14 protein-coding genes and 1 riboswitch are annotated in these 16,682 nt (G+C 63.6%); of the genes, 4 read left to right on the top strand and 10 right to left on the bottom strand.

All coding sequences use genetic code 11. From position 1 onward, the window contains the following. Window positions 1-127 precede the first annotated feature (127 nt). Window positions 128-1,498: a class II 3-deoxy-7-phosphoheptulonate synthase gene (locus TP2_RS13365; protein WP_038078330.1), complete on the top strand. Its 1,371-nt coding sequence runs from the start codon at window positions 128-130 to the stop codon at window positions 1,496-1,498. Window positions 1,499-1,573: 75 nt separating this feature from the next. Here TP2_RS13365 and TP2_RS13360 read toward each other — a convergent pair whose 3' ends face one another. Continuing rightward, window positions 1,574-2,707 carry an esterase-like activity of phytase family protein gene (locus TP2_RS13360; RefSeq protein ID WP_084714265.1) on the bottom strand — a complete coding sequence of 378 codons (1,134 nt, stop codon included), beginning with the start codon at window positions 2,705-2,707 and terminating at the stop codon, window positions 1,574-1,576. 516 nt (window positions 2,708-3,223) lie between these two features. Here TP2_RS13360 and TP2_RS13355 point away from each other — a divergent pair. After that, window positions 3,224-6,112, top strand: a complete 2,889-nt coding sequence (locus tag TP2_RS13355) for an Rne/Rng family ribonuclease (protein WP_038078687.1) — start codon at window positions 3,224-3,226, stop codon at window positions 6,110-6,112. A 68-nt stretch (window positions 6,113-6,180) separates the two neighbouring features. Here the strand turns inward: TP2_RS13355 and TP2_RS13350 are convergent, their stop codons facing one another. Then, entirely contained in the window at window positions 6,181-6,615 is a 435-nt protein-coding gene (locus tag TP2_RS13350) for a 6,7-dimethyl-8-ribityllumazine synthase (RefSeq protein WP_038078322.1), read from the bottom strand. A gap of 79 nt (window positions 6,616-6,694) precedes the next feature. Next, window positions 6,695-6,851, bottom strand: a riboswitch (FMN riboswitch). 42 nt (window positions 6,852-6,893) lie between these two features. Further along, window positions 6,894-7,121: a sulfurtransferase TusA family protein gene (locus tag TP2_RS13345; RefSeq protein WP_038078319.1), complete on the bottom strand. Its 228-nt coding sequence runs from the start codon at window positions 7,119-7,121 to the stop codon at window positions 6,894-6,896. 94 nt (window positions 7,122-7,215) lie between these two features. On the opposite strand from TP2_RS13345, the gene TP2_RS13340 reads away from it, so the two are divergent. Then, entirely contained in the window at window positions 7,216-7,959 is a 744-nt protein-coding gene (locus tag TP2_RS13340) for a cytochrome c biogenesis CcdA family protein (protein ID WP_038078316.1), read from the top strand. 187 nt (window positions 7,960-8,146) lie between these two features. On the opposite strand, the gene typA is transcribed toward TP2_RS13340, so the two are convergent. The 5 genes from typA to TP2_RS13315 form a co-directional block, all read right to left on the bottom strand. Further along, window positions 8,147-9,967: a translational GTPase TypA gene (typA, locus tag TP2_RS13335; protein WP_038078313.1), complete on the bottom strand. Its 1,821-nt coding sequence runs from the start codon at window positions 9,965-9,967 to the stop codon at window positions 8,147-8,149. Window positions 9,968-10,052: 85 nt separating this feature from the next. Beyond that, the gene (locus TP2_RS13330) at window positions 10,053-10,388 is read right to left on the bottom strand and encodes a DMT family transporter (RefSeq protein WP_038078310.1); all 336 of its coding nucleotides are present in this window, start codon (window positions 10,386-10,388) and stop codon (window positions 10,053-10,055) included. A 46-nt stretch (window positions 10,389-10,434) separates the two neighbouring features. Next, window positions 10,435-10,908, bottom strand: coding sequence for a YbjN domain-containing protein (locus tag TP2_RS13325; RefSeq protein ID WP_157617130.1), 474 nt, complete (start codon window positions 10,906-10,908; stop codon window positions 10,435-10,437). Window positions 10,909-11,029: 121 nt separating this feature from the next. Beyond that, complete coding sequence (locus TP2_RS13320) at window positions 11,030-11,650, bottom strand: YitT family protein (protein WP_051692608.1); 621 nt, start codon at window positions 11,648-11,650, stop codon at window positions 11,030-11,032. A gap of 74 nt (window positions 11,651-11,724) precedes the next feature. Beyond that, on the bottom strand, window positions 11,725-12,342 hold the full coding sequence (locus TP2_RS13315; protein ID WP_038078307.1) for a YitT family protein: 618 nt from the start codon (window positions 12,340-12,342) through the stop codon (window positions 11,725-11,727). Between the two features lie 427 nt (window positions 12,343-12,769). On the opposite strand from TP2_RS13315, the gene TP2_RS13310 reads away from it, so the two are divergent. Next, window positions 12,770-12,991, top strand: a complete 222-nt coding sequence (locus TP2_RS13310) for a hypothetical protein (protein ID WP_157617129.1) — start codon at window positions 12,770-12,772, stop codon at window positions 12,989-12,991. A 54-nt stretch (window positions 12,992-13,045) separates the two neighbouring features. Here the strand turns inward: TP2_RS13310 and TP2_RS13305 are convergent, their stop codons facing one another. Together TP2_RS13305 and TP2_RS13300 are read right to left on the bottom strand one after the other, a co-directional pair. After that, window positions 13,046-14,260: an NADP-dependent isocitrate dehydrogenase gene (locus TP2_RS13305; protein ID WP_038078301.1), complete on the bottom strand. Its 1,215-nt coding sequence runs from the start codon at window positions 14,258-14,260 to the stop codon at window positions 13,046-13,048. 115 nt (window positions 14,261-14,375) lie between these two features. Further along, window positions 14,376-16,580, bottom strand: a complete 2,205-nt coding sequence (locus TP2_RS13300; protein ID WP_038078298.1) for an NADP-dependent isocitrate dehydrogenase — start codon at window positions 16,578-16,580, stop codon at window positions 14,376-14,378. Window positions 16,581-16,682: the final 102 nt, after the last annotated feature.

The following is a 16,682-nucleotide window of genomic DNA, read 5'->3' as shown; positions in this document are numbered from 1 at the left end:
GCAAGGGGCCGATCCGTCAGGACCGAGGGCGGGACTTCGTGCTGTTAGCGTTAAATTCGGGTTTGTTCTTGGCCGCCCGCGAGTCTATAAGCGCGCCCGGACACGATACCATGCTTTGGAGGATCAGATGGGCAAGGGTTGGAGCAAATCGGACTGGCGCGCGAGACCGCGGGTTCAGATGCCCGACTATCCCGATCAGGCGGCGCTGCACGCGGTGGAGGAAACCCTCTCGCGCATGCCCCCTCTGGTCTTCGCGGGCGAGGCGCGCAAACTCAAGGCGCAGCTTGCCAAGGCCGCCTCGGGCGAAGCCTTCCTGTTGCAGGGCGGCGATTGCGCAGAGGCCTTCGGGGAATTCTCGGCGGACAATATCCGCGACACGTTCAAGGTCATGCTGCAGATGGCGGTCGTGCTGACCTGGGGCGCGAAAGTTCCGGTGATCAAGGTCGGCCGCATGGCGGGCCAGTTCGCTAAACCCCGTTCGGCGCCGACCGAGGTGATCGACGGGACCGAACTGCCCAGCTACCGCGGTGACATCATCAACGGCTTCGACTTCACGACCGAAGCACGCCTGCCCGATCCCAATCGCATGCTGCAGGCCTACACGCAGGCCGCGGCCTCGCTGAACTTGCTGCGCGCGTTCTCGACGGGCGGTTATGCCGATATCCATCGCGTGCAAAGCTGGATCGCGGGTTTCACCGATGCCGAAGAGGCCGAGAAATACCGCAAGGTGGCCGAGCAGATCTCGGATGCGATGGAATTCATGCGCGCCGCCGGCGTGACCTCTGAAACCGCGCATGAGCTGGGCTCGGTCGATTTCTACACCAGCCACGAGGCCCTGCTGCTGGAATATGAAGAGGCGCTGTGCCGGATCGACTCGACCACCGGTCTGCCGGTTGCGGGCACGGGCCACATGCTCTGGATCGGTGACCGTACGCGTCAGGTCGATGGCGCCCATGTCGAGTTCTGCCGTGGGGTTCAAAACCCGATCGGCCTGAAATGCGGCCCCACCACCACCGAGGAAGACCTCAAGGTTCTGATGGCCAAGCTGAACCCGGAAAACGAGGCGGGCCGCCTCACCCTGATCGCGCGTTTCGGCGCGGGCAAGGTCGGCGATCACCTGCCGCGCCTGATCCGCACCGTCGAGGCCGAGGGGGCCAATGTCGTCTGGTCCTGCGATCCGATGCATGGCAACACGATCAAATCGGCGTCGGGCTTCAAGACGCGCCCCTTCGATAGCGTGCTGCGTGAAGTCCGCGAGTTCTTCGCGATCCACAAGGCCGAAGGCACGATCCCAGGCGGCGTTCATTTCGAGATGACCGGCAAGGATGTTACCGAATGCACCGGCGGCGTGCGGGCCGTGACCGACGAGGATCTCTCCTCGCGCTATCACACCGCCTGCGATCCGCGCCTGAACGCCTCGCAATCGCTGGAACTGGCCTTCCTTGTCGCCGAGGAACTTCAGGACCGCCGCAAGCTGGCGAAAGCCGCGTCGCAGTAAGCGTCGCTCCAAGGAAATACGAAAGGCCCGGGATCGCCCGGGCCTTTTTCGTTGCGTCCGGCGAGACGCCGGGCCTCAATCCATCGGCTGCGGCAAGTCCACCGTAAAGAGCTTGAACCGCGTCGCCTGGTGGCGGTTAAAATTGTTGTCGCTCGCGGTGAGCATCGTCTCGCGCCCGCCGATCACCGGTCCGAAGGCGATATCCTCAAGATCATCCACCGCGATTCCGGGCATGCCGGGGGACAGGGCGAACCATAGCGCCTTGTGCACCGGGCGGTCACGGATGCGGTCGATCCGATCCTCGCCCGCGACATTGCTCGCGCCCTTTGTCGAGACGATATAGAAGCGCACCGAATTGCCGACACCGGCGGCATAGCCGCGCTCGACCGTCACGAGCCGCCCATCGGGCAGCGCAGCCAGAGCCGTCAGCCCGTTCGAGGCAGGGCCGTCGAACTTTGTCGGACGGGCCGGGATCGTATCGGTGTAATAGATGTATTCGGCGCGAGGCTGCCCGGTCTCGGAATCGAGCATCAAGAGCCGCACCGGGCTTTGCTCGGAATAGCTCGCGACGGGGCCATCTTGCGCCAGGGCCTCCTCGGTCGCCGCGATCAGCGTGTGACCGTCGGGGCTGAGATCAAGCGCGTCAATCGGGTGTTCCGAGCGGACCCCGTGATCGGGACGCCCTTGCGAGGCGTAGGACGGGGGCAGGGGGATGGCGCGCGCCGCGCCGCCCCCGTTCTGAGCGACAAAGAGCCCGGCGCCCGCGCCCGCATCATCCTCGGCACTCCAGAAAATGCGGTCATGCGCGGGGTCGACCACAACACCGCCTGCGTGGGTCTGCGCCCCGAAGTCCGCGCCCTCCGGGCCGCTCAATGGTTGCATGGAAAGGATGTCGAGCCCTGAGAACCGGCCATTCTCGACCGCGATGCGCAGGTCATAAATCCGCGGTCGACCGGCGTCGCCATGCGCATCTGAAATCGCCACGAATTGGCCCGACCGGGCATCATAGGAGAGATCGGAAAGCCCACCGAACGGCACCCCCTGGATCGAGAGGCCTGTGGGCAGGGTGATCTCGCCGATGAGTTCGGGCGCGGGTAGCGGACCGGCAAGCGCGGGCAGTGGGGCGAAGGCAAGGGCGCAGAGCAGCAGGGCAGGGCGCATCGGTCGGGCTCCTTTCGGGTCGATCCAATGGTAGAGCCACCGTCTCATCTGTCTGCCGACATTCTCCTAACGAAGCTTCACTTTGGCGTGGCGGGTGCGTGTCCTCACGTGAATGAAAACCTGTCGAATGAGGGTGCAATTCACCCTTCCGCAACGAAAATTCGATTGTGTTTCATCCACCCGTGACGCTATTGTCACGGATAGTCGGCTTCGCGCAAAGCGTGCGGGGTCCACGGAATTCGCTGAGATCGGGGCAGAGAACTCGCGCATGGCGCGAAGCAGCCCGGGCTCAACCGATTGGCCGAAAGGCCGCAAGTTTGTCTCCCTCTGCCGCAGTGCGTGGCATGGAGGCCGTCAATTGGATCCGCCCCGCCTGTAAAGGCGACAGGATCTTGGAAAGAACCGCGATGATGCGTGACAGGATTTCGCTGATGGAGACGGGTAGGCCTCGGGCCACCGCCATCTGCGCGCATGTCCGCATGCTCGCCTCAAGGACAGTCCCGGCCCTGCATGCCGCTTCGCCCCCGGGCAGGCGGTCGTCACGGGTCGGCCTATTGGATTTACATGGCAAAGAAGATGCTCATCGATGCCACCCACGCGGAAGAGACCCGCGTCGTGGTGGTGGACGGCAACAAGGTCGAGGAATTCGACTTTGAAACCATCAACAAACGGCAGCTCGCCGGCAATATCTACCTCGCTAAGGTAACCCGCGTCGAACCGTCGCTTCAGGCGGCGTTCGTCGATTACGGCGGAAACCGTCACGGTTTCCTCGCCTTCGCGGAAATCCACCCCGATTATTACCAGATCCCGGTCGCCGATCGCGAGGCGCTGCTCGAGGAAGAGCGTCAGCTCGCCGAGGCTGCTGCCGAGGAAGAGGACAAGCCGAAATCCTCGCGTCGTCGTCGTTCGCGCCGGTCTTCGGCCAAGGCCGAAAAAGCGACGCAGGATGATGCGGTGATCAGCTCGGAAGAAATTCCGGGCATGGCCGTTGTCGATCTGACCGAAGGCGAGGAAGCTCCGGCTGACGACGCTGAGGCCGCGACCGCCGAGGCGGAGACGCCGGTTGACGAAGCAGCGCCCGTTGAGGCCGCTCAGGCTGAAGAGGCTCCGTCCGAAACCGAGGAGGTTTCTGCGGACGAGGCGTCCGACGCGACCGAGACTTCGGAAGAGGCCGACGAGGCGGAAACCACCGACGAAGACGAGGCCGTTTCCGAAGACGAGGCCGACTCCGACGAGGAGACGGACGAGGACGCATCCGACGCCGATAACGGCATCGAATCGGTCGCCGAGGAAGACGTTCACGAGGAAATCCGCCCGGCTCGCAAGCCGCGTCCGCGCCGCTACAAGATCCAGGAAGTGATCAAGGTGCGCCAGATCATGCTGGTGCAAGTCGTCAAGGAAGAGCGCGGCAACAAGGGCGCGGCGCTGACCACCTATCTCTCGCTCGCGGGCCGTTACTGTGTGCTCATGCCCAACACCGCGCGCGGTGGTGGCATTTCGCGCAAGATCACCAACGCCGCTGATCGCAAGAAACTCAAGGAAATCGCAGGCGAGCTCGATGTGCCGAAAGGCGCGGGGCTGATCGTGCGTACCGCTGGTGCACAGCGCACCAAGACCGAGATCAAGCGCGACTACGAATACCTGATGCGCCTGTGGGAGCAGATCCGCGACCTGACGATGAAATCCATCGCGCCGGCGCCGATCTACGAAGAGGGCGACCTGATCAAGCGCTCGATCCGCGATCTTTATTCGAAGGATATCGACGAGGTTCTGGTCGAGGGCGAGCGCGGTTATCGCGCGGCGAAGGACTTCATGCGGATGATCATGCCGTCCCACGCCAAGAACGTGAAGCATTATACCGAGTCGCTGCCTCTGTTCGCGCGCCATCAGGTCGAAAGCTATCTCGGTGCGATGTTCAACCCGACCGTACAGCTCAAATCGGGCGGCTACATCGTGATCGGTGTGACCGAAGCCCTTGTCGCGATCGACGTGAACTCGGGGCGTGCCACGAAGGAAGGCTCGATCGAGGAAACCGCGCTCAAGACCAACCTGGAGGCTGCCGAAGAGGTTGCCCGCCAACTCCGCCTGCGCGATCTGGCCGGTCTGATCGTGATCGACTTCATCGACATGGAGGAGCGCAAGAACAACTCCGCCGTCGAGAAGCGTCTCAAAGACAAGCTGAAAACTGACCGTGCGCGGATCCAGGTCGGCCGCATCTCGGGCTTCGGCCTTCTGGAGATGAGCCGCCAGCGCCTGCGTCCGGGCATGATCGAATCGACGACCCAGCCCTGTCCGCATTGCCATGGCACGGGCCTCATCCGCTCGGATGACAGCCTCGCGCTGACGGTGCTGCGTGCGATCGAGGAAGAGGGCACGCGCAAACGCGCCCGTGAAGTTCTGGTACGCGCGCCGGTGGCGGTCGCTAACTACCTGATGAACGCCAAGCGCGAACATGTCGCAGGCATCGAGGCACGTTACGGTCTGTCCGTCCGCATCGAGGCCGCGCCGGAGCTTGTGTCTCCCGATTTCACCATCGAGAAGTTCAAGACCGCGACCCGCGTCGTGCCGGAAGTGACCAGCCCGGTCGTTTCCGCCTCCGCGAGCCTGATGGCCGAGATCGACGAGATGGAGGACGAGGTCGAGGAAGAGGACGAGACTGAGGCCGAGGCCGAGGTGGAAACCCCGGAATTCGAAGCCGATTCCGATGACCAGCCGAAGAAAAAGCGCCGCCGTCGTCGTCGTCGCAAGAAGACGAACGGCGATCAGGCCGATCAGAACGGTGCCGATGAGAGCTCGGACGAGGAGGCCGCTGAGGGCGCTGTCGCGACCGAAGAGGCTGCCGAAATCACACCTGCTGCGGATGCGGCTGAGGTGAGCGAGACCGCCCAGCCCGAGGAAGAGGCCCCCAAGCCCAAGCGCCGTTCGCGCTCGCGCAAGAAAGCCGAGTCGACCGAGGCCGAAGCAACGGAAACCGCTTCCGAAGAGGCTCAGGCCGAGACCGAGGAAAAGCCCAAGCGCCGGACTCGCTCGCGCAAGAAAAAGGAACCCGAGGCCCAGGCCGTGGTCGAGGGGACTGATGCGCCGGCGGAACTGGTCGCCGAGGAGGCTCCGAAGCCCAAGCGTCGCACGCGTTCGCGCAAAAAGGTCGAGGAGCCCGTTGCCGAGGCAGAGCCCGAGACGCCCGCACCCGACGCGCCGGTCGAACCGGTCGAGGCGCCTCAACCCGACGCCCCGGTCGAGACCCCCGAGCCGAGCCCGGAAGAGACACCCGATGTGACCCCCGAGGAGACGCCCGACGCCCCGGCACCGGAAACACCCTATGAAGAACCCTATGAGATGCCAGAACCTGATGCGCCGGTGGAAATCCCGACGATGAGCGGGGATGGTGAGGGCGAGGTTCTCGTCGAAGACGACACCAAGCCCAAGCGCCGTGGCTGGTGGAGCCGGGGCTGAAGGCTCTGACAGGCTGAAAATGACGAAGGCCGGGCAAAGTGCCCGGCCTTCGCGTTTCGTCTCCCCGATCAGGCGGCTTGCGCCACGCGCGCCGCAGTCTGCTGCAAGGCCGCCCGCGCAGCCTCTCGGCCCTTCTCGATGAAATGGGCGCGAAAGATTCGGGTGTGATGCGCGGTTTCCTGGAACTGATGCGGCGTCAGCGAAACCGAAAGAACCGGAACGCCGGTCTCCAGCCCGACTTGCATCAACCCACTGACGACGGCCTGTGCGACGAAGTCGTGGCGATAAATGCCGCCATCGACCACGAAGGCGGCCGCGGCAATTGCGCCATAGCGGCCCGAGCGCGCCAGCTCCTGCGCCTGCAAGGGCAGCTCGAAAGCTCCGGGAACGTCGAAGATATCGACCTGTTCGGCCGGGATCTCCTGCAAGAAACCGACCAACGCCTGATCGACGATATCGGAATGCCAATTGGCCTTGATGAAAGCGTAACGGGTGTGTGCCATCGTGATCTCCTCTGGTTGCGACACGTCACCCAAGGCGATCACAGGCAGACCTGCCCGCCCGCATCGCGGGCCGGCCGGCTGCTGCTCTCTTCCATCCGGACTATGACCGTCGGCTCAGGCCTCGCACCTGATCTGCTGACCCTTCCGCCAAGAGGCGCAAGGCGCTCGCGGGCTCGCGAAGGGGCATCCCTCCGCATACCGCCGGTGGGGAATTTCGCCCCGCCCTGAGAGTGATGCGAAAGTTTCACGCAAACGCGGATAGCGCAAGGGGGCGCGGCTCAGGCCTTGCGCACGTAATAGACCTTGAGACCTTCCCAGTCTTCGGCCTCAAGCAATTGATGGCCCGTTTGCGCGCAGAAATGCGGGACATCCACCCAGGACGCACCATCGGTCGCCTCGAGCCGCACAACCGTCCCCGAGACAGCCGTTTCCAGCGCCTTGCGCAACCGCAAGACGGGCAGGGGGCAGAGCAACCCCCGCGCGTCGATATCGATGTCAGCCTGCATGTTCAGCGCTTTAGGCCCGACGCGCGGATTTGTCCACGCGGATGTTATCTCACAACCCGGTGACCGCGCCCGCGCAATCGGCTAGAGGAGAGATATGTTTGGAATCGATCTCGTCTCCGCCGCCTTCCTGCCCGCCGCCTTCGTGGCGCTGTTCGCGGGTCTTTTGTCCTTTCTGAGCCCCTGTGTGCTGCCGATCGTGCCGCCCTACCTGGCTTATATGGGCGGGGTCACGATGGGCGATCTGCGCGAGGGCAAACGCTCGGCCGTCGTACCGGCGATCTTCTTCGTACTCGGCCTGTCGACGGTCTTTTTGTTCATGGGATTCGCCGCGTCGACTTTCGGACGGTTCTTCTTGACCAATCAAGTGCTGTTCGGACGGATCGCGGGCGGGGTGATCGTGATCCTCGGCCTGCATTTCCTTGGACTCTTCCGGATCTCGATCCTCGATCGCGAGGCACGGCTCGACGCGGGCGATCGCGGCGGCTCGAGCCTGGGCGCTTATGTGCTTGGCCTCGCTTTCGCCTTCGGATGGACGCCGTGTATCGGCCCGCAACTCGGCGCGATCCTGTCGCTCGCGGCACAAGGCGGCGACCAGATGCGCGGTACGGCCCTTCTGGCGGTCTACGCAATGGGGCTCGGCATTCCCTTCCTGCTTGCGGCCATCTTCATCCAGCGCGCGATTGGCGTGATGAACCGGCTGAAGAAATATATGGGGGTGATCGAGAAGACGATGGGCGCGCTTCTCGTCATCGTCGGCCTTCTGCTTTTGACCAACGCCTTCTCGGCGATCAGCTTCTGGCTGCTCGACACCTTCCCCGGTCTCGCGAAGCTCGGGTAAGCCGGAGAGGCAAGGGGTCTCTGCCCTTGTCTCCTGCGCCGTCTCCCGCGGGAGATTGGATGCAGTTGAAGGGGGAGCAGCAGCGCCCGAACCACCGACGCGCGGTCCACCTCCAACTGCTTGAAATATCCCGGGGGTGAATTTTCCTGAAAGGAAAAGAGGGGGCAGCGCCCCCTCTCTTTTTTTCTCAGCCTTCGGCGCGCGAGGCGCGTTTGCGCTCATGCGGGTCGAGGTGGCGCTTGCGCAGGCGGATCGCCTTCGGCGTGACCTCGACCAGCTCGTCATCGTTGATATAGGCGATGGCCTCTTCGAGCGACATCCGCACCGGCGGGGTGAGGCGGACCGCTTCGTCGGTGCCCGAGGCGCGCACGTTGGTCAGCTTCTTGCCCTTGAGCGGGTTCACTTCGAGATCGTTGTCGCGCGAGTGCTCGCCGATGATCATGCCGGTATAGACCTGCTCCTGGGCGCCGATGAAGAGCTTGCCGCGCTCTTCGAGGTTCCACAGCGCATAGGCCACCGAGACGCCGTTCTCCATCGAGATCAGCACGCCCTGGCGGCGACCCTCGATCGGACCCTTGTAAGGGGCCCAGCCGTGGAAGATGCGGTTCAGGACGCCATTGCCGCGCGTGTCGGTCATGAACTCGCCCTGATAGCCGATCAGGCCGCGCGAGGGGACATGGGCGACGATGCGGGTCTTGCCGTGGCCAGCCGGGCGCATCTCGGTCATCTCACCCTTGCGCGCGCCGGTGAGCTTCTCGATTACCACGCCCGAGAATTCGTCATCCACATCGACGATGACTTCCTCGATCGGCTCCATGCGCTGGCCGTCTTCTTCGCGGAAGATCACGCGCGGGCGCGAGATCGACAGTTCGAACCCTTCGCGGCGCATGTTCTCGATCAGAACGCCCATCTGGAGTTCGCCACGGCCCGAGACCACGAAGGCTTCGCCACCGGGCGTGTCCTCGATCTTGATCGCGACGTTGCTTTCGGCCTCTTTCATCAGGCGGTCGCGGATCACGCGCGACTGGACCTTGGAGCCGTCCTTGCCCGCCAGCGGGCTGTCATTGATGCCGAAGGTCACCGAGATCGTCGGCGGGTCGATCGGTTGCGCGGGGATCGCGGTGTCGACCTCGGGGGCGCAGAGCGTATCGGCCACGGTGGCCTTGGTCATGCCGGCGATGGTCACGATGTCGCCTGCCTCGGCCACGTCGATCGGTTGTTGGCCGAGGCCGCGGAAGGCGAGGATCTTGGTGCAGCGGAACTGTTCGATCCGTTCGCCCTTGCGGCTCAGTGCCTTGAGCTGGTCGCCGACCTTCAGGCGTCCGGCCTCGACGCGACCTGTCAGGATGCGGCCGATGAACGGGTCGGAGGAGAGCGTGGTGGCGAGCATCTGGAACGGCTCGTCGGCGCGGAATTCCTGCTTGGGCGGTTCGACATGCTCGAGGATCAGGTCGAACAGCGCCGAGAGATCCTTGCGCGGCCCGTCAAGCTCGAGATCGGCCCAGCCGCCGATGCCCGAGGCATAGACATGGGGGAAATCGAGCTGCTCGTCGGTGGCGCCGAGATTGGCGAAGAGGTCGAACACTTCGTTGAGCGCGTTGTCGGGGTCGGCTGCGGGTTTGTCGACCTTGTTGAGCACGACAATCGGCTTGAGGCCGAGCGCGAGCGCTTTCGAAGTCACGAACTTGGTCTGCGGCATCGGGCCCTCGGCGGCATCCACGAGCAGGCAGACGCCATCGACCATCGACAGGATGCGTTCGACCTCGCCGCCGAAATCGGCGTGGCCGGGGGTGTCGACGATATTGATGCGCGAGCCTTTCCACTCGACCGAGGTCGCCTTGGCGAGGATGGTGATGCCGCGTTCGCGTTCGATGTCGTTGCTGTCCATCGCGCGCTCCGCGACGGCCTGGTTTTCACGGAAGGCGCCCGATTGGCGCAGGAGCTGGTCCACGAGCGTCGTCTTGCCGTGGTCCACGTGAGCGATGATCGCAATGTTGCGAAGGTCCATGGGAGGTCGTCCTGTTCTTGAGTTGCCCCGCCCATAAGGGAAAAAAACGGGCGCGGCTAGCCCCAGAGGTGCGACTTCGCGACCTTCAGTGGAAATGGGATCGCGAAAAAAGGTTGATGACCATAATTCCGGCAAGGATCAGACCGATCCCGATCAGGGCGGGCGCATCCAGACGCTGGTTGAACAGCAGCCAGCCCACGCCCGCGATCAGCACCATCCCGATCCCCGACCAGAGCGCATAGGTGATCCCGAGCGGCAGAACCTTGAGCACGAGGGTGAAGAAGTAGAGCCCGCCGATAAAGCCGACCGCGACGCCGACGGTCGGCCAGAGCTTCGTGAATTGCTGGCTCGCTTGCAAGCAGGCGGAACCGAAAGTCTCGAAGGCCACGGCGACCAGCAGAAAGAAATAGGTCTTGATCATGGCGCGTACTCTGGACGATCGGTTCGGGACTTGCCAGAGGCGACGATCAGTCGAGAACCTCTTCCTCGAATTGGCTCAGCACGAGGCGCCAGAAATCAAAGGTATCGTCGAGATTGTCGCGGCTCACCCCGAAATCGAGATTGACGTTCATCTCGATCGTCGGGTCGCCATCCTCATCGAGATAGGCCTTGCCGAACCGCATGCCGCTGTTCCAGCCGTTGATCTGAGAGAGCGACACCGCCACGCCCGACCAGCCCGCGGTGAGCTGGATCGAGTTGCAGTTCGCGCCATTGGTGCAGCCGTAGAAGAGAACGATATATTGCGTGCCGTCGATGCGCCCGACGATCTGCGGATCGCCCTCGGAATCGGTCTCCAGCGTGGCAGATCCGTAACCGCTCGCGATGGCGCGGATCGCTTCGGGATCGGAGCCGTCGATCAGGGTCTCGGCCTGAGCCATGGGGGCCCCGAAAGCGAGGGGGGTGGACAGGCACAGGGCTGCAAGTCGGGCGCGCATCGTCATCTCAATCTCCACAATATGTCGAGCGATCAGCTGATCACCCGACCGTGAGCCTAGAGAGAGAAAGGTTCCGCGCCTAGGGCTTGCGGGACGCGTGAGGCGATGCAGCGCATGCGCTGCGCGCTTACTGCGCCACGTACCAGTCGCGGCGGTGGTTCATCGCGATGACGAAATTCAGGATCAAGGCGCCAAGGAGCGACCAGAGAACCAGCGAGGGTTCGAGCACGAAGCTAGCAATGACAAAGAGGCACAGGTCGTGGATCAGCTGCGTCCAGCCAGCGCGGAAACCGAATTTGTCCTGCAAGATCACCGCGACGATGGAGACACCACCAAGCGATCCCTGGTGTCGAAAGAGGCCCAGAAGGCCGACACCTGCCGAGACCCCAAAGAGGGCGGCGGCGACGGCCGGATGGATATGATCGACATGCAGGACCGGTTTCAGCGCCTCGGCCATCAGCGAGACGAGCGTGACGGTGACGAGGCTTTTCAGTGCGAAGCCTGCGCCGCGCGCATAATATGCGAAGGCATAGAAGGGGATGTTGATCGCAAAGAACACCACGCCGAAGCTGAAGCCCGTTACGTAGGACAGGATCAGCGCTGCACCTGCCGTGCCACCGGTTACCAGCCCCGCTGCGCGCAGAAGATGGATGCCAAGCGCGGCTTGAGCCGAGGCCACGACGAGGCCTTGCAGGTCCTCGAAATGGGAATAGTGCGGGCGGTCCGGAATATGAGCGTCAGTGGTCATGACCTAAAAATAGGGCAGAATCACTGACTTTCCAAATCGCTGCGTGCAGAGCCGCCTTGCGCTGCTGGAAAGGCTCAGGTGGCGATATAGCGGTCGCGGCGGTGGTTGATGAGGATGATCACGTTGAGCACCATCGCGCCCAGCAGCGACCAGAGCACCTTGTCGAGCGGCAGCACGAAGAACGCGAAAAGGAACACGCCGCAATCGAAGAGGATCTGCGTGCGACCCGCTTTGAACCCGGTCCTGTCCTGCAAGTAGAGCGCCACGATCCCGACACCGCCGAGGCTCGCCCCGTGCCGGAAAAGCGCCAGCAAACCCGCGCCCGCGGTCACGCCGGCCAGCACGCCTGCCGCGCCGGGATGAAGCGTCGCGAAGCTCAGGAGATGCGGGAAGAGCTCTGTGAAGCTCGAGAGCAATGCGACCGCGAGCACGGTCTTGACCGTGAACCGCTTGCCCATCCGGCGGAAAGCCAGCCAGTAGAAGGGCAGGTTGAGCGTGAAGAAGATCGCGCCGAAGCTCCAGCCGGTTACATATGACAGCACCAGCGACAGCCCCGCGATCTGGCCGGTGAACAGCCCCGCGCCATGCAGCAGCGAGACCGAGAGCGCCACCAGAAGCGTCCCCGAAAGGAGCCCCTGAGTGTCCTCGGGCAGCGTGTGTCGATGCGGGTCTTTGATGCGCGTCTCAGCCATGTGCGCCAGATGCCATGGGTCCGGGTGGGGCGCAAGCACTGCGATGTATGGGCAACAATCCGGGATCAGATCGCTCCGTCACAGTCGCGTGACTTGCTTCATCGGTGGGCATCACGCCAAGTGACGCCATCCGAAACGCCCAATTCAGGAGGAGGGCTCGCATGATCCATCAGCACCAAGCCACCGCCTCGCGTTGCGGATATTTCGTCAGCACCCAAGCTACCGCCATTCGCGTCGCACGACGCCAAGGCTGATCGCTCCCGCTGACACCTCCGGGGCCTAGCCCCATCCCGCAAACCGACCCGATCTGCGCCCCGATTTTCTCGTGACGCCTTCGCCGCCTTCGCGCGGTGCCGTTCGGGTCGTCTTTTCAAACCGACTGAAGGAAAGGCCGGTTGCGGGCGAGGTCCCGTGCCGGAAGATGACGATGACCCAGACTCTTACGCATCCCACGGATGCTTTCACCCTCGACGCCGCGATCGCCAAATATGGCGCGGCCAAAGTTCTGCGCGCGGCGCTGTTTGCGCTGATCACGCGTGGGCCGAAGCCGCGCGCGTTCGATGTCGATGCGCTCAGCGATCACCTGCGGGCCGATATCGGCCTGGGGCCCGCCGAGCCCCCGCCAGAGCCGTGGAGCCTGCTGCGGTAAGAGAAAGGGCCGGGCGTGTGATACGCCCGGCCCCCTCAAACCTCTCTGCGCCGATCAGAGCGTCAGCGACTTGTTGAGATACTCGTCGATCTTCTCGAGGAAGCCCATCGTGGTCAGCCATTTCTGATCCGGGCCCACGAGCAGCGCGAGATCCTTGGTCATGTGGCCGTCCTCGACCGCCTTCACGCAGACCTTCTCGAGCGTTTCCGCGAAGGTCTTGAGCTGGTCGTTGCCATCGAGCTTGGCGCGGTGCTTGAGGCCCCCGGTCCAGGCGAAGATCGAGGCGATGGAGTTCGTCGAGGTCTCCTTGCCCTGCTGGTGCTGGCGGTAGTGGCGCGTGACGGTGCCGTGCGCCGCCTCGGCCTCGACGGTCTTGCCATCGGGCGTCATCAGGATCGAGGTCATCAGGCCGAGCGAGCCGAAGCCCTGCGCCACGGTGTCGGACTGCACGTCGCCATCGTAGTTCTTGCAGGCCCAGACATAGCCGCCCGACCATTTCAGCGCCGAGGCCACCATGTCGTCGATCAGGCGGTGCTCATACCAGATGCCCGCCTCCTTGAACTTCTCGGCAAACTCTTCCTCGTAGACCTTCTGGAACAGGTCCTTGAAGCGCCCGTCATAGGCCTTGAGGATCGTGTTCTTGGTCGACAGGTACACCGGCCAGCCCTTGACGAGCCCGTAGTTCAGCGAGGCCCGCGCGAAGTCGATGATCGACTTGTCGAGGTTGTACATGCCCATCACGACGCCTGCGTCGGGGGCCTGGAAGATCTCCTTCTCGATCACCTCGCCGTCGTCGCCCACGAATTTCAGCGTTAGCGTGCCCTTGCCGGGGAAGCGGAAATCGGTGGCCTTGTACTGGTCGCCGAAGGCGTGACGGCCGACGACGATCGGCTTGGTCCAGCCCGGCACGAGGCGCGGCACGTTGCGGCAGATGATCGGCTCGCGGAAGATCACACCGCCGAGGATGTTGCGGATCGTGCCGTTGGGCGAGCGATACATGCGCTTGAGGTTGAACTCCTCGACGCGGGCCTCGTCGGGGGTGATCGTCGCGCATTTGACGCCGACACCGTATTGCTTGATCGCCTCGGCCGCATCGACGGTGATCTGGTCGTCGGTGCGATCGCGCTCCTCGATGCCGAGGTCATAATATTTCAGGTCGATATCGAGATAGGGCAGGATCAGTTTCTGCTTGATGAAGTCCCAGATGATCCGGGTCATCTCGTCGCCGTCGAGTTCGACGACCGGGTTTTCAACCTTGATCTTGGTCATGCGCGTTCCTTCCTGGTCTTTGGTCCGGATCTGGGGCCCGTTCACGCATCCGTGTTTGCGGCGGGCCGGGAATCGAAAGGGGCGGCTCGGTGCCGCCCCTTCTGTCTCAGTGCTCTCAGCCGATGATGGCGTTGAGCGTTTCGCTCGGGCGCATCACCGCGGCGAGTTTCGCCGGGTCTGCGTGGTAGTAGCCGCCGATATCGGCCGGCTTGCCCTGTACGGCGGCAATCTCCGCCACGATCTTCGCCTCGCCCTCGGCCAGCGCTTTCGCGACGGGCGCGAATTCGGTGGCCAGATCGGCGTCGTCGGTTTGCGCAGCCAGCGCCTCGGCCCAGTAGCGGGCGAACCAGTAATGGCTGTCGCGGTTGTCGGGCTGGCCGACCTTGCGCGAGGGCGAACGGTCATTGTCGAGGATGCCTTGGGTCGCGACATCTACCGCGTCTCCCAGCACCTTCGCCTTGGCGTTGCCCTTGGTCTCGGCGAGGAAGCGGAAGCTTTCACCGAGCGCGCAGAACTCGCCGAGGCTGTCCCAGCGCAGGTGGTTTTCTTCCAGCAGCTGCTGGACGTGCTTGGGGGCCGAGCCACCCGCGCCGGTCTCGAACAGACCACCGCCCTGCATCAGCTTCACGATCGAGAGCATCTTCGCCGAGGTGGCCAGTTCCAGGATCGGGAAGAGGTCGGTCAGATAATCGCGCAGCACGTTGCCGGTGATCGCGATCGTGTTCTCGCCCTTGGTGATGGTCTCGAGCGAGGCGATGGTCGCTTCGCGCGGGGCCATGATCTCGAACTTGTCGGCGACGCCCTTGGCTTCGAGGATCGGCTTCACATAGGCGATCAGCTCCGCGTCATGGGCGCGATTTTCGTCGAGCCAGAAGATCGCGCGGTAGCCGGTCAGGCGCTGGCGGTCGATCGCGAGCTGCACCCAATCCTCGATCGGCGCCTTGCGGGCCGAGGCCGAGCGCCAGATGTCGCCCGCTTTCACCTCATGCGAATGCAGCACCGTGCCGTCGTCGAGCACCATCTTCACCGTGCCATCGGCCGGGATCTCGAAGGTGGTCGGGTGCGAGCCGTATTCCTCGGCCTTCTGCGCCATCAGGCCGATGTTCTGAACGGTGCCCGCGGTGGCGGGGTTCAGCTTGCCATTGGCTTTGAAGAACTCGATCGCGGCATCATAGACGGGCGCATAGGAGTTGTCCGGGATCACGCAGACGCAGTCATGTTCCTGACCATCCGGGCCCCAGCCCTTGCCGCCAGCACGGATCAGCGCGGGCATCGAGGCGTCGATGATGACATCCGAGGGGACATGCAGGTTGGTGATGCCCTTGTCCGAGTTCACCATATACATCGGCGGGCGCTCGGCGCGCACGGCCTCGATCGCGGCCATGATCTCGGGCTGATCCTTCACGCGGGCCAGCAGGTCGCCCATCCCCGAATTCGGGTTCACGCCAAGCGCCTTCATTTCGTCGCCGTATTTCTCGAAGACGGGCTTGAGCCATTCCTTCACCGCATGGCCGAAGATGATCGGGTCCGAGACCTTCATCATCGTCGCCTTCATATGCAGCGAGAACAGGACGCCCTCTTCCTTGGTCTTCGCGATTTCCTCGGCGAGGAACGCATCGAGCGCGTCGGCCGACATGTAGGTCGCGTCAACCACGGTGCCTTCGGGGTAGCTCACAGCTTCTTTCAGGACGGTTTCGCCACTGGCGTTTTCCAGAACGATCTTCGCGGTCGCGGCTTTCGGCAGGGTGGCCGAGGTCTCGTTCGAGAAGAAATCGCCGCCCGACATCGCCGCCACGCGGGTTTTGCTGTCCTTGGTCCACTCGCCCATGCGATGCGGGTTGGCCTGAGCGAATTTCTTCACCGCGGTCGCGGCGCGACGATCCGAGTTGCCCTCGCGCAGGACCGGGTTCACCGCCGAGCCCTTGATCGTATCGTATTTCGCGCGCACGGCTTTTTCGGCGTCGGTCTTCGGCTCTTCGGGGTAGTCGGGCAGGGCGTAGCCTTGCGATTGCAGTTCCTTGATCGCGGCCACGAGCTGCGGCACCGAAGCGGAGATGTTCGGCAGCTTGATGACATTCGCCTCGGGCGTCTTCACCAGTTCGCCCAGCTCTGCCAGGTCGTCCGAGATGCGCTGCTCTTCGGTCAGCGCTTCGGGGAAGGTGGCGAGGATACGGCCCGCAAGCGAAATATCCTTCGTGCCGACCGAGATCCCGGCGGCCGAGGCGAATTTGCGGATGATCGGCAGCAGCGACGCGCTCGCCAGTTCCGGGGCCTCGTCGACCTTGGTGTAAATGATATCAGGAGTGTTCGTATCGGTCATGGCACAGCCCTCTTCGGTTGAAGCCTCGGGATTTGCCGCGTCATACCTGATTCAGATGCGCTTGGCTAGACGGTATGCGATTGTATACGGACGTTCTTCCCT

The sequence above is a fragment of the Thioclava pacifica DSM 10166 genome (genome assembly GCF_000714535.1).
GTDB classification, from domain to species: Bacteria; Pseudomonadota; Alphaproteobacteria; order Rhodobacterales; family Rhodobacteraceae; genus Thioclava; species Thioclava pacifica.
The sequence above is the reverse complement of the archived record's forward strand: the minus strand, read 5'-3'. Positions and strand labels throughout refer to the sequence as shown.

What these genes read in the sequence shown, in the direction of transcription:
- TP2_RS13365 (WP_038078330.1), top strand. Translation starts at nt 128, where the DNA reads ATGGGCAAGGGTTGGAGCAAATCGGACTGGCGCGCGAGACCGCGGGTT.
- TP2_RS13360 (WP_084714265.1), bottom strand. Translation starts at nt 2,707, where the DNA reads ATGAGACGGTGGCTCTACCATTGGATCGACCCGAAAGGAGCCCGACCG.
- TP2_RS13355 (WP_038078687.1), top strand. Translation starts at nt 3,224, where the DNA reads ATGGCAAAGAAGATGCTCATCGATGCCACCCACGCGGAAGAGACCCGC.
- TP2_RS13350 (WP_038078322.1), bottom strand. Translation starts at nt 6,615, where the DNA reads ATGGCACACACCCGTTACGCTTTCATCAAGGCCAATTGGCATTCCGAT.
- TP2_RS13345 (WP_038078319.1), bottom strand. Translation starts at nt 7,121, where the DNA reads ATGCAGGCTGACATCGATATCGACGCGCGGGGGTTGCTCTGCCCCCTG.
- TP2_RS13340 (WP_038078316.1), top strand. Translation starts at nt 7,216, where the DNA reads ATGTTTGGAATCGATCTCGTCTCCGCCGCCTTCCTGCCCGCCGCCTTC.
- typA (WP_038078313.1), bottom strand. Translation starts at nt 9,967, where the DNA reads ATGGACCTTCGCAACATTGCGATCATCGCTCACGTGGACCACGGCAAG.
- TP2_RS13330 (WP_038078310.1), bottom strand. Translation starts at nt 10,388, where the DNA reads ATGATCAAGACCTATTTCTTTCTGCTGGTCGCCGTGGCCTTCGAGACT.
- TP2_RS13325 (WP_157617130.1), bottom strand. Translation starts at nt 10,908, where the DNA reads ATGACGATGCGCGCCCGACTTGCAGCCCTGTGCCTGTCCACCCCCCTC.
- TP2_RS13320 (WP_051692608.1), bottom strand. Translation starts at nt 11,650, where the DNA reads ATGACCACTGACGCTCATATTCCGGACCGCCCGCACTATTCCCATTTC.
- TP2_RS13315 (WP_038078307.1), bottom strand. Translation starts at nt 12,342, where the DNA reads ATGGCTGAGACGCGCATCAAAGACCCGCATCGACACACGCTGCCCGAG.
- TP2_RS13310 (WP_157617129.1), top strand. Translation starts at nt 12,770, where the DNA reads ATGACCCAGACTCTTACGCATCCCACGGATGCTTTCACCCTCGACGCC.
- TP2_RS13305 (WP_038078301.1), bottom strand. Translation starts at nt 14,260, where the DNA reads ATGACCAAGATCAAGGTTGAAAACCCGGTCGTCGAACTCGACGGCGAC.
- TP2_RS13300 (WP_038078298.1), bottom strand. Translation starts at nt 16,580, where the DNA reads ATGACCGATACGAACACTCCTGATATCATTTACACCAAGGTCGACGAG.